The sequence below is a fragment of the Janthinobacterium sp. EB271-G4-7A genome (assembly GCF_020858075.1).
GTDB lineage: Bacteria > Pseudomonadota > Gammaproteobacteria > Burkholderiales > Burkholderiaceae_D > Janthinobacterium > Janthinobacterium lividum.
This window is the reverse complement of the sequence record NZ_JACYMI010000001.1, coordinates 746,354-758,272: the sequence shown is the minus strand read 5'-3', so window position 1 is coordinate 758,272 and position 11,919 is coordinate 746,354. Positions and strand designations below refer to the sequence as shown.

The following is an 11,919-nucleotide window of genomic DNA, read 5'->3' as shown; positions in this document are numbered from 1 at the left end:
GAGGGCCGCCAGTTTAACATCATGGCGCGTCGGCGGCGGCGTTAGCGCCGCTTTAATGTTGCCCCTGGCGGGTGCGGGGCGGCCACTGCGGCGCGCGCGCCAGGCCGCATGAAGTCACGCCGTGGCCCGAACAGGAAGACGGCGCCCGCATACAGTCCTGCCAGGGGGAAGCGCACCTCCCTGAGCAACTGCTGGAAAATGGCGATCGACTGCGCGCGGGTGACGGGAATATCGGCGCGCCACTGGCACAGCACATCATGCACGAGGCTGGCATGATACGTCGCCGGCAAGCCCAGGTGCTGCGCGCCATCGGGCGTGCCCACATAAAATAGGCCGAGCACGCTGATACAGGGCGAACAGCCATCCCAGGCATAGCCGGCGCGGATGCGGATCGCCGATTCGCGTATCGTCACCCACTCGTTTTCAAACTCTATGCCGTCAAGCAAGGGCGAGCAATAACCATAGTCGCTGCCCAGCGCATAGCGCCAGGCGTTGCCAGGCATGCCGAAATTCTTCGGCATCAGCGGCCTCCCTGCTGTGCATGCCGCCGTTGTCGCCTATATGTCGTCTGCATGGGGTTATCTTGATCATTATCAATATCAAGATTTAAACATACTCCAGCAAAAGAAGGGCAACAAGCGGCAGACTCAGGCGCGCGGTGCCGCCGTCGATTCGCGCACCACCAGTTCGGGTTTCAGGCGCACGTCGAGCACCGGGGAATCGGGCGAAGCTATGGTTTGCAGGATCAGCCGGGCCGCTTCCGTGCCGATGCCGTGGTGGCGGATGCGGATGGTGGTCAGGGGCGGACGGATCATGTCCATGTAGGGCATGTCGTTGTGGCCCACCACGGAAATATCTTCGGGGCAACTCAAACCCAGTTCGCGGATGGCGTCGTAGCAGCCGAGGGCCACCAGGTCGCTGCCCGTCACCACGGCCGTCGTCCGTGGCGACTGGCGCAGCAGTTCCAGCAGGGCCGCCTTGCCGCATTCGCGCGAATAGCCGCTGCTTTCAAACACGAACGCTTGCGAGCGATCGAGTTCGCTGGCCTGGATGGCGGCCAGGAAACCGAGGCGGCGCACGTGGCCCGTGGACAGGTTTTCCGGGCCGGCGATGTGCGCGATATGGCGGTGGCCCAGCGCCAGCAAGTGTTCCACCGCCAGACGCATGCCGACCACGTCGTCGCTGACGACGCAGGAAGCGACGCCCGTCTCGTCGCTGCGGTTGACGGTAACGACGGGCACATTCTGGTCGATGCACATCTTGATGACAGGATCGTCACGCCGTGCGGTAGCCAAAATCAGGCCGTCGACCTGCTGTCCCAGCAGGCGGTTGATGACGAACAGCTGCTCTTCCTCGTCAGCACCCACGTTGGCGACGATGGCCAGGTAGCCATGCTTGCGCAAGCCTTCCTCGATGCCCAGCAGGATCGGTGGAAAGACAGCGTTGGTAATGTCGGGCAAGACCACGCCGATGATGCGCGACTTGCGGGTGACGAGGGTGGAGGCGGCGCGGTTCGGCCGGTAGCCGAGCCGGCCCGCTTCGGCCAGCACGCGCGCGGCCACCTCGGCGCTGACCATTTGCCGCGTTGCCGGGTTCATCACGCGCGAGACGGTGGAAAAGTGCACGCCGCTGGCCCGCGCGACGTCGCTTAAGGTGGGGTTCTTGTTTGTCATGGGCTTCCCGGATCGCAATACGGTGATTTTATCGCAAAAAATGCCCCCGCCGTCAAAAACCGAGCAAACGCTTGCATTGAAATAATGCCGTTGCCCAAAGCGGTTTTGGCCGGCTTAAGTACAATCCAGCCTTGACAGCGTGCAAACGCTTGCATACCATGACTCGGACTTACCACTCGGGCCTGGTTGCCCCTCACAGAATTCCTATGTCTACTTCGCACAGCAAGCACGCCGAACAGAACGGCGAAACCTTCAACCTGAAAGAAGCCGCCCTCGCCTATCATGCGGAACCCCGCGCAGGCAAGATTTCCGTCACGCCAACCAAACCGCTGGGCGACGCCCGCGCCCTGACCCTGGCGTACTCGCCGGGCGTGGCCTTTGCCTGCGAAGCCATCGTGGAAGATCCGCGCACGGCCGGCATCTATACGTCGCGCAGCAACCTGGTGGCCGTGATCACCAATGGCACGGCCGTGCTGGGCCTGGGCGATATCGGTCCGCTGGCCAGCAAACCGGTGATGGAAGGCAAGGCTTGCCTGTTCAAGCAGTTCGCCGACGTCGATGTGTTCGACATCGAACTGGCGGAGAACGATCCCGACCTGTTCATCGACACCGTGGTGCGCATGGAGCCGACCTTTGGCGGCATCAACCTGGAAGATATCAAGGCGCCCGACTGCTTCTACATCGAACAGCAATTGCGCAAGCGCATGAATATTCCCGTCTTCCACGACGACCAGCACGGCACGGCCATCATCGTCGCGGCCGGCATCCTGAACGGCCTGGAACTGGTCGGCAAGGACATCGGCAACGTCAAAGTGGCCGTCTCGGGCGCTGGCGCCGCGTCGATCGCCTGCCTGGACCTGCTTGTCTCGCTGGGCCTGAACAAGTCGCTGCTGAAAGTGTGCGACAGCCAGGGCGTGATCTACCCGGGCCGCGATGCCAGCATGGAAGAGAACAAGGCGCGCTACGCGAACGACACGAGCGACCGCGACCTGGCTGACGCCATGGTCGGCGCCGACATCTTCATCGGCGTCTCGAAGGGCGGCGTGGTCAGCGCGCAGATGGTCGAATCGATGGCCGCCAAGCCGCTGATCTTCGCCCTGGCCAATCCGCATCCGGAAATCGCGCCGGAAAAAGTGCACGCCGTGCGCGACGACGCCATCGTCGCCACGGGCCGCTCGGATTACCCGAACCAGATCAACAATGTGCTGTGCTTCCCGTACATCTTCCGTGGCGCGCTCGACGTGGGCGCCACCACCATCAATGAAGAAATGAAGCTGGCCTGCGTGCGCGCCATCGCCGCGCTGGCCAAGGAGCCGCTGCCGGGTCACGAGAGCAGCGCCCTGACGCCGCTGCAACTGATACCGTCGCCGTTCGACGAGCGTCTGCGCAGCTGGGTCGCGCCTGCCGTGTCGCAAGCGGCCATCGCCACCGGCGTCGCCACCCGCGTGCCAGCAGTCGCCTGATACGCATGGCAGGCGATCCTGCCTTAGCAAAATAACAGCAAGTTACCATTGCTTACAAAAAAACCATGGCTGAAAACCATGGTTTTTTTCATTTCCCCCTTGAGACCGCCTATATAGTTATCGAAGAGTAAATTCCCGGGTGCCGTTTTTGCTGCCCCCTTCGATTACAATGACGCCTACTTTATGTTGCTACAGTTGCCATAATGGCGACGTCGTGCGTTACCAAGGATATTCATGCTCGGCCTGACCTCTGTTTGTGTTTTTCTCTTTTCGGCATTGGCGCTGGCAGTCAACAGCGGATATTCCCTTGGCGCGCTGGTGCTGCTGCTGGCCAGCAGCTGGCTGCTGTGGAAACGCCCCCGTCTGAATCTGCAGCGCCGCGATTACCTGATGCTCGGCACGCTGCTGCTGTACTTCTTCATCTTTACCGCCAATATGCTGTACCACGCCGATCCGGCGCGCGAACTCGACATGCCCCTGCGGGCCCTGCTGGCCGCGCCGGTGCTGCTGCTGCTGATTGCCTATCCGCCGCGGCCGGAAGCCTGGTGGAGCGGTGTTGCCATTGGCGCCATCGGCGGCGCTGCACTGGCTTTTTGGCAATTCTTTGTCCATGACATTGCTCGTCCCCAAGCTGCCACGAGCAACGCCATCCATTATGGCAATGTGAGCATGCTGCTGGGCATGCTCTCGCTATGCGGCGTCACGTGGGCACGCGCGCAATCGCGCCAGCGCCTGTGGACAGTGCTGATGCTGTGCGGCTGCATCGCTGGCATTGCCGGTTCGATCATCAGCGGTAGCCGTGGCGGCTGGCTGGCATTGCCGATCTGTGTCTGCATCATCGCCCTGCATCATGCTAGAAAACACGGCAAACGTTACCTTTTCAGTGTCGCAGCCGCCTTTGTCGTATTCGGCACCCTCGTCTATGCCCTCCCCAACTCACCGGTGCGGGAGCGCAGCGTCGCCGCCATCAACGAACTGAACAGTTTCAATGATTCCGGCAACATATACTCTTCCGTTGGCCAACGCGTGGAAATGTGGCGCTCCGCGCTGCGCATGTCGGATGAAAACCTGTTGCTGGGCATCGGCCGCAATGGCTATCTGGCGCAAAAGCAGGAGCTGGCAGCCGAAGGCAAGATGAATGCCGTGGCGCGCGACTTCACGAATGCGCACAACGACTATATCGATTCGCTGGTCAAGCGCGGCATGCTGGGCCTGTTAGCATTGCTGGTGCTGTTTTTCCTCCCGCTGCGCTTGTTCACCCATTCCCTGCGGGCGGCAGGACATGGACAAACGACACAACCCTATGCGCTGGCCGGCGTCATCCTGCTTTCCTGCTATATCACGTTCGGCTTGACGACGAACTCGCTCACCCTGAATATCGGCATCATCATGCTGGTCTTCCCGATGGTGATACTGTGGGCCATGCTGCGCCAGCAAGAACGCATTGCCTAAGCTTCCGCCTGACCGTTTTTGCTGTCCCCTGCAAGGAACCATACCGATGCTCACGCCCGACCTGAAGCGCCTCACCGCACTGCACGCGCCCTACAAGAAACACCTGGCCCTGGCCTTGCTGGCGATGGTCGTCACGGCGGCGACGGAACCGCTGCTGCCGTATGCGCTCAAGCTGCTGCTCGACAATGGCTTTGGCGGCAAGGTGAATTTTTCCTTCTGGCTCGTGCCGCTGATCGTCATCGGCATCTTTGCCATGCGCGGCGCGTCGACGTTTGCCAGCAGCTACCTGATGAGCTATGTCTCCACGCGCATCCTCAACGAGTTGCGGCGCAGGATGTTTGCCAGCATGCTCAACTTGCCCATCGACTTCTACAACACCCACACAGTGGGCAAAGTCATCAACTCCATCATGTTCGAAGTGCAGCAGATCATCGAGATGGTGACCAAGGTGTTTACGTCGATCGTGCGCTCCTCGCTGACCGTGCTGGGCCTGCTGGCGTGGCTGCTGTACCTGAACTGGGTGCTGACGCTGGTGACCCTGGTGCTGCTGCCCCTGCTGACCATCGTCGTGCGCACCACGGGCAAGCGCCTGAAAAAACTCAACCGCGACTCCCTGGCCGTCAACGCGGAGCTGACCCAGGTCATCGAGGAAACCACGCGCGCCCAGCAAGTGATCAAGATCTTCGGCGGCCAGGACTACGAAAAGTCGCGCTTCGAAGAGCGTGCCGAGCAATTGCGCCGCTACAGCATGCGCATGACCACCACTTTTTCCGCCACCGTCCCCATCACGCAGGTGATCACGGCCGCCGCCGTGGCCCTGGTCATCGTGATGGCCCTGTTCCAGTCGGAGCAGGGGCAGATCACGGTCGGCGGGTTTGTGTCCTTCATCACGGCCATGCTGATGCTACTGACGCCCTTGAAGCAACTGGCCGAAGTCAACGGCCCCCTGCAGCGCGGCATGGCCGCCGCGGAAGAAGTCTTTTTGCTGATCGACAAGACGCCGGAGCGCACGGGCGGCCAGCCGCTCGCCGGGCGCAGCAAAGGCCGCATCGAGTTCAGGGACGTGAGCTTTGCCTATCCCGGACATCCGGAACCGGCGCTGCAACACATCGATCTGAGCATTGCGCCAGGACAAACGATCGCCTTTGTCGGCATGTCCGGCGGCGGCAAATCAACCCTGGTCAGCCTGCTGCCCGGCTTTTACTCGGCCAGCAGTGGCGAGATCTTGCTCGATGGGCAGAATATCGATACCATCGCCCTGACGAGCCTGCGCAGCCAGATCGCCATGGTCAGCCAGCAAGTCGTATTGTTCGACGATACCCTGGCCGCCAATATCGCGTATGGCGATGCGGCGCCGGACCGGCAACGCATCGAAGCGGCTGCGGCCGCCGCCTTCCTGTCGGACGTCATCGACGGCTTGCCCGACGGCCTGGAAACGCGCTTGGGCGACAACGGCTCGCGCCTGTCCGGCGGCCAGCGCCAGCGCGTGGCCATCGCCCGCGCGATCTACAAGGATGCGCCCATCCTGATCCTCGATGAAGCGACCTCGGCACTGGATACGGAAGCGGAACGGGCCGTGCAAGCGGCGCTGGAACATCTGATGCAAGGTAAAACCACCCTCGTTATTGCGCATCGGCTATCAACAATTGAACGTGCGGACCGTATCGTGGTATTGTCACATGGGAAAATAATGGAAACCGGCAGTCACCAGCAATTATTGGATGCCAACGGCGCCTATGCCAATCTGCATCGCCTGCAATTTTCCCAGCAAGTGGCTTGACACCATCGAATGAATACCTGAAATCGTACTGATACATGACGCCTTTGATTCCCGCCGAACTTCTACAAAAGTCGGACAAAATTCTTTTCATCGCCCATCTGGCGCTGGGAGACTTTACCTACCTGCAAAACGGTTTCCGCGCCTTCGCCGCGGCCTATCCCCATATTCAGATCCACCTGTGGGTCGACGAAGTGCGCCGCACATCCGACGCGAAACAATGGGAAAGCCTGCGCACCTATTCGCTGTATGACTGGGTAGAGCAGTCTGGCCTGTTCGCCAAGGTGTACCGCAAGACCTACAGCCCGGCGCTCTACGAAGAGTCACTGCGCGAAGCCAAGGCGGAACACTATCCTGTCGTCGTGTCACTGGCCCACGTACGGCCACAGCAATACGCGGATCTTGCCCGCGCGATCAGCCCGAACGGGCTGGTGATCGGCACGCGCAAGCCGTTCAGCCCACTGCGTCCCTGGCATTACCTGGCCTATCGCAAGATCGATGCCGTGCTGGCCTCGTATGCGGGACAGGATGCCGGCGAGCACCATATCAGCAGCGTGTATGCGGACTGGTTCCATCAATTGACGGGAATCGACATTCCCGTGGCCGAACGCTATCCCTTCGTGCACATTCCCGAGCAGGCGCTGCAGCAAGCGCAGGCGCAGCTGGCCACCTGGGGCTTTGCGCCGCGCCAGGGTCCGCTCGTACTCCTGAACCCGTTTGCCAAGTCGCACAAGCGCGGCTGGCCGCTGGAACGCATCGCCGAACTGATCGCGCGCATGCAAGCGATGCCGAAGTGGAAAAATGCCTGCTTCCTGATCAATGCCATGCCGCAGGAACTGGCCAAGGTCGATGCGGTCGTGCAGGCGCGTGGCTTGCCGCGCACGCAAGCCTTCAGCGCTGTCGACAACTTTTTCCAGCTGCCCGCCATGCTGGCGCAATGCGACCTGATCATTTCGGTGGAAACATCGATCATGCACCTGGCGAACGCCGTGCATGTGCCGGTGGTGGCATTGATGCGCAAGAAGAATCCGGAATGGGCGCCGTTCGACAGCGCCAACAGCACCGTCATCACGGTGGCGCGGCGCAGCGACTGGGTCAAGGCGATCTCGGTCGACCAGGTATTGCAGACCATCGCCTAGACAACGCTGCAGTGGCTAACCGGTGCCCAGCATGCTGATGCGCACCAGGTCGGCCACATTGTCGACGCCCAGCTTGTCCATCAGGCGCGCCTTGTGCACTTCCACCGTGCGCACGGAAATGCGCAGTGCCGGGGCGATATCCCGGTTGTGCTGGCCTGTCACCACCAGATGCATCACCTCCCGCTCGCGTGGCGTCAAGGCGCGCAGCAAGGCTTGCCCCTCCACCTGGCGCAGCAATTGGCCGCGCGCATGCGCCTCGCGCGAAAACGCTTCATCGATGGCTGCCAGCAACTTGTCGTGGTCAAACGGTTTTTCCAGGAAATCGCTGGCCTGCGCCTTGAAGGCCTGGCGTGCCAGGGCGACGTCGCCGTGTCCCGTGATAATGATGACGGGCAGCATGCATTTGAGCTCCAGCAAGCGGCGCTGCAGGCTCAGGCCATCCATGCCCGACATGCGGATATCGACCAGCAGGCAGCCAGCCCACTCGGGATGCCAGCTGTGCAGGAAATCCTCGCCGCAGGAAAACAGGGCCGTGCGGTAGCCGCGTATGCCCAGCAGCAAACCCAGCGCATCGCGCACGGCGGGATCGTCGTCGACGATAAACACCGTCAAATTACTTGTCACCATACTCTCCTGTAGCAGCCGCACTGGCGCGCGCCAGGGGCAGGACAAAACGAAAAATGCCATGCTTGCCCACTTCGGCCCATAGCTGGCCGCCATGCGCCTCGACGATGCTGCGGCTGAGCACCAGCCCCAGACCCAGACCGCTGGCCTTGCTCGAGACAAACGGTTCGAACAGGCGCGCCGCCAGGCTATTGGAAATGCCGGGGCCGCTATCTTCCACGGACAGGCGCAGCCGCCCGCCTTCGAGCCGCTCGGCCGAGACCGTGATGCGGCGCCGTCCGCGCGGCTGCCCCATCACCGCATCCTGCGCATTGGCCAATAAATTACGCAACACCAGCTCGATTTGCAGGCGGTCGGCGTTGACGGCCAGCGGCGACGGCGGCACCAGCACCAGTTCGATGCCATGTTCATGGAACAGCGGCGTGAACTGGCGCGCCATGCCCTCGATCAAGGCGCTCGCCTCCACCGCTTCGAGCTGCATCGCGCCCGTGCGGAAAAAGTCGCGCAGGCGGCGCACCACGTCGGCGGCGCGTCCCGATTCCACGATCATGTGCCCCACCGCGCCCTGCAGCAAGGCGCCCGTCTCGCCCCGCTCCAGCAAGTATTCGCACGCCTTGCCATAGGTCGACAAGGCCGTCAGCGGCTGGTTCAGCTCATGCGCGAGCGCGGCCGCCATCTCTCCTGCGGCCGCCAGGCGCAGCGTGTGTTTCAGTTCGTCGGCCACCTGGCGCATCTCATCGACGACGATGCCGATAAAAAATCCCACCAGCGCCAGCACGGCATCGAGCAGTTGCAATTCATAAAACTGGATATCGACCGCATGCGTCCATTTCACCAGGGTGATGATGCACAGTTGCAATACAAACACGGCCAGCACGGCGCCATGCAATCCCTGGCGCGAGGCGGCCCAGATCACGGGGAGAAACAGGAAGTAGAAATGCTTGTATTCGGAACGCACGATGGAACCGAAGAGGCTCCACAGCACAAAACTGGCGAGTGCCAGATACGCCAGGGTTTCCCAGCGCCAGACAGCGGCATGCAGGCGCTCGCGCCCCCGTTCGCTGAACAGCACCCAGATCAGCGGCATCGACACCAGCATGCCGACCATGTCGCCGATGCCGAAACGCCAGACTGCCGTCCCCCATTCGCCGGCCGGGATGCGTCCCGTCAGCGACAGCAGGGAAATATAGCCGAGCGCATTGAGCACGGTGCCAAACAGCACGATGGCGACCCAGGCGCTCAGGCGGCGCCGGTTGTCGAAGATGTCGCTGCTGCTGAAACTGCGGCGCAAGACTGCGCCCATACTGCCATAGCCGAGCACCAGCCACGCCGAACAGAGCAAGGTCAGGGGCAAGCCTGCCGGCATGCCGCGCACCAGTACCTCGCCTGCCACCAGGGCGATAAACCACGGCAGCGCCGCCTTGCGGCCGTGGATCAGCCAGAATACCAGGCCCAGTGCGGGATCGGGATTCCAGGGGGTGATGTTCAGCCCGTACATCGGGTCGATATACGTGGCCCAGTCAAACAGCAGATACAAGCCGACAAAGGCGGGATACGGCAGGTAGCGGGACAGAAATAGGCGCATAACGGTGTTTTTTTAACTGTCCCGCATTATGCATCGCAAGCGTGCGCCACGCCATGCCAACTTGCGTTATAAGCACATGAAATAATCTTCATGCAATATCGCAAGGCACGCAGGCAGGCAGCGTCAGGCTTCGGCCAACGGCAAGCGCACTTCCACCAGCAAGCCCAGGCCGCCATTACCTCTGTGCAACTGAATCGTGCCGCCGTGCTGGCGCACGACGGAAGCGACGATGGACAAGCCCAGGCCGCTGCCTGGCTGCACCTGCTGCGGTGCGCGGAAAAAGCGGTCGAACACGCGTTCATACAGGGCCGGCGCGATGCCCGGCCCCTGATCGGCCACATGCAGCACGGCCTGGCCCCGCTCCGCGTGCAGCGACACCGTCACGGTGCTGCCGCGCGGGCTGTACTTGATGGCGTTTTCCACCAGATTGTCGATCAGCGAGACCAGGCTCTCGCGCTGTCCGGCCACGTTGAGCGAAACGCTGGCTTGCAACTCGAGTTCGATATCGCCCGCCTGGGCCAGGCCGGACAGGGCCGCCAGCCGGTCTTGCAGCAAGGTATCGAGCGCCTGCCGCCGCGGCAACTCGCCCCCGCCCGCCTGCACTTCACTGCGCGTCAGCTGCAGCAGCTGGCCCACCAGGCGCGCGGCCCGGTTGCCGCTGTTCAAGATACCGTCCAACAGCTCTTGCTGGCGTGCATCATGCGCCTGCCCCTGCAAAGCCTCGACATTCACGCGCATGGCCGCCAGCGGCGTGCGCAGCTCATGCGTGGCATCGGCGATGAAGCTGCGTTCGCGCGAGGCACTGGCATCGACCCGCTGCAGCAGGGCATTGATATTGTCGACCAGCGCCGCCAGTTCGCCATGCGGCGGCTTGAACGCCAGCGGACGCAAATCCTGCGGCCCGCGCGCCGCCACCTCCTGCGCCACCTTGCGCCACGGGCGCATGGCAAGGCGGATCGACAGCCAGGCCGGCACCAGCAGGAACGGCAAGCTGATCAGCAACGGCAGCAGGTAGTAGCCACGTGAATTGATCGTGACGAAAAATTGCCAGGCGCCCCCCACTTCCAGCACGGTCACGCGGGTTGTCCCTTCGGCCAGGCTGCGGCTGCGCCAGGCCTGGCCCTTGATGTACACCACTTCCATCTGCTCGGGGCCGGCGCTGCGGATGCCGCTGGGCGCGGCGGGGGACTTGTAGACCAGTTTGCCTTCGCGCCAGACCAGGATGCGCGGCGCCAGCTCAGGTACCTGGCCCATTTCAAATTCTTCGCGCAAGGCTTCGTCGATCGCGCGCAAGCTTTGCTCCTGGCGCTGCGGCTGCTCGGCCAGGTTATCGGCCACGCTGATAATGGCGTGCAGGACGCCGCGGCTCACCGTGCTCGCTTCGCTCGTCCCCTCGAACAGCACATACGCCACGGCCAGGCTCCACAGCACGGTCAGCATCAGCATTTGCGCCATCATCAGGCGGCGCACCAGGGTAGGCCGGCGCAGCATGGCCCAGAAACGCCCCATCATGCGCCAGCACCCGGCGGGGGGGATGTCTCGCCCTGCTGGTCGATGACATAGCCAACGCCGCGCACGGTACGGATATAACCTTCGCCTATCTTGCGGCGCAGATTGCCCATATGCACATCCAGGGTATTGCTGGCATTGGCCAGCCCGCCGGGCAGGATGTGCTCTTCCAGCACGCGGCGCGTGATGACCCGGTTGGCGCGCATCAGCAAGGTCTTCAGCAGGGCATATTCACTGGCCGTCAGCTCCACGGGCCGGCCATGCACGCTGACCCTGCGCGTGGGCACTTGCAGCAGCAAGCCGCGCAATTCGATGGTGTCGCCATCGAAGCCATAGCTGCGGCGTGCCAGGGCGCGCACGCGCGACAGCAGCTCGGCCAGCACGAAGGGCTTCACCAGGTAGTCATCGGCGCCACCGTCCAGGCCACGCAAGCGCTGTTCCAGCGTATCGCGGGCGCTGAGGATCAGCACCGGCAGGCGCGCCGCGCGCAGTCGGGCCAGCAAATCGAGGCCATCGCCATCGGGCAAGCCCAGGTCCAGCAGCACCAGTTCGCAACTGTCGTGCTCGATGCTGCGCGCCGCATCCTCCAGGCTGCGCACCCAGACCACTTGCATGCCCTGGTCGCGCAGGGCAATCCGCACGCCATTGCCCAGGTCCATATCGTCTTCAATCAGCAGTATCTTCATGGGGAGTATTA

Annotated in this window: 9 protein-coding genes and 1 pseudogene; 4 read left to right on the top strand and 6 right to left on the bottom strand. The window is 62.5% G+C overall.

What is annotated here, in order from left to right; genetic code table 11:
* Positions 1–41: 41 nt before the first annotated feature.
* Together IGS58_RS03520 and IGS58_RS03515 are read right to left on the bottom strand one after the other, a co-directional pair.
* On the bottom strand, positions 42–521 hold the full coding sequence (locus tag IGS58_RS03520; protein ID WP_052140504.1) for a hypothetical protein: 480 nt from the start codon (positions 519–521) through the stop codon (positions 42–44).
* Positions 522–647: 126 nt separating this feature from the next.
* Entirely contained in the window at positions 648–1,673 is a 1,026-nt protein-coding gene (locus IGS58_RS03515; protein WP_034786474.1) for a LacI family DNA-binding transcriptional regulator, read from the bottom strand.
* 206 nt (positions 1,674–1,879) lie between these two features.
* Here IGS58_RS03515 and IGS58_RS03510 point away from each other — a divergent pair.
* The 4 genes and pseudogenes from IGS58_RS03510 to IGS58_RS03495 form a co-directional block, all read left to right on the top strand.
* A pseudogene (locus tag IGS58_RS03510) lies at positions 1,880–3,118 on the top strand (malic enzyme-like NAD(P)-binding protein); the annotation flags it as partial.
* Positions 3,119–3,370: 252 nt separating this feature from the next.
* Positions 3,371–4,588 (top strand): O-antigen ligase family protein, encoded by a 1,218-nt coding sequence (locus IGS58_RS03505; RefSeq protein ID WP_230520673.1) that lies wholly within the window; start codon positions 3,371–3,373, stop codon positions 4,586–4,588.
* A 46-nt stretch (positions 4,589–4,634) separates the two neighbouring features.
* Positions 4,635–6,368 carry a lipid A export permease/ATP-binding protein MsbA gene (gene msbA / locus IGS58_RS03500; protein WP_092608106.1) on the top strand — a complete coding sequence of 578 codons (1,734 nt, stop codon included), beginning with the start codon at positions 4,635–4,637 and terminating at the stop codon, positions 6,366–6,368.
* A 35-nt stretch (positions 6,369–6,403) separates the two neighbouring features.
* A complete protein-coding gene (locus tag IGS58_RS03495) occupies positions 6,404–7,504 on the top strand; it encodes a glycosyltransferase family 9 protein (protein ID WP_070254278.1) in 1,101 nt (366 codons plus the stop codon).
* Positions 7,505–7,519: 15 nt separating this feature from the next.
* On the opposite strand, the gene IGS58_RS03490 is transcribed toward IGS58_RS03495, so the two are convergent.
* The 4 genes from IGS58_RS03490 to IGS58_RS03475 form a co-directional block, all read right to left on the bottom strand.
* Complete coding sequence (locus IGS58_RS03490; RefSeq protein ID WP_230520672.1) at positions 7,520–8,131, bottom strand: response regulator transcription factor; 612 nt, start codon at positions 8,129–8,131, stop codon at positions 7,520–7,522.
* A complete protein-coding gene (locus tag IGS58_RS03485; protein WP_070254279.1) occupies positions 8,118–9,713 on the bottom strand; it encodes an ATP-binding protein in 1,596 nt (531 codons plus the stop codon). The genes IGS58_RS03490 and IGS58_RS03485 overlap by 14 nt, the downstream gene beginning before the upstream one ends.
* Positions 9,714–9,836: 123 nt before the next feature.
* Positions 9,837–11,225, bottom strand: coding sequence for an ATP-binding protein (locus IGS58_RS03480; RefSeq protein WP_230520671.1), 1,389 nt, complete (start codon positions 11,223–11,225; stop codon positions 9,837–9,839).
* Positions 11,222–11,908, bottom strand: coding sequence for a response regulator (locus IGS58_RS03475; protein ID WP_070254281.1), 687 nt, complete (start codon positions 11,906–11,908; stop codon positions 11,222–11,224). Before IGS58_RS03475 ends, IGS58_RS03480 begins: the two co-directional genes overlap by 4 nt.
* Positions 11,909–11,919 lie beyond the last annotated feature (11 nt).

Coding starts and splice junctions, on each gene's coding strand:
- IGS58_RS03520 (WP_052140504.1), bottom strand. CDS start 521: ATGCCGAAGAATTTCGGCATGCCTGGCAACGCCTGGCGCTATGCGCTG.
- IGS58_RS03515 (WP_034786474.1), bottom strand. CDS start 1,673: ATGACAAACAAGAACCCCACCTTAAGCGACGTCGCGCGGGCCAGCGGC.
- IGS58_RS03505 (WP_230520673.1), top strand. CDS start 3,371: ATGCTCGGCCTGACCTCTGTTTGTGTTTTTCTCTTTTCGGCATTGGCG.
- msbA (WP_092608106.1), top strand. CDS start 4,635: ATGCTCACGCCCGACCTGAAGCGCCTCACCGCACTGCACGCGCCCTAC.
- IGS58_RS03495 (WP_070254278.1), top strand. CDS start 6,404: ATGACGCCTTTGATTCCCGCCGAACTTCTACAAAAGTCGGACAAAATT.
- IGS58_RS03490 (WP_230520672.1), bottom strand. CDS start 8,131: ATGGTGACAAGTAATTTGACGGTGTTTATCGTCGACGACGATCCCGCC.
- IGS58_RS03485 (WP_070254279.1), bottom strand. CDS start 9,713: ATGCGCCTATTTCTGTCCCGCTACCTGCCGTATCCCGCCTTTGTCGGC.
- IGS58_RS03480 (WP_230520671.1), bottom strand. CDS start 11,225: ATGATGGGGCGTTTCTGGGCCATGCTGCGCCGGCCTACCCTGGTGCGC.
- IGS58_RS03475 (WP_070254281.1), bottom strand. CDS start 11,908: ATGAAGATACTGCTGATTGAAGACGATATGGACCTGGGCAATGGCGTG.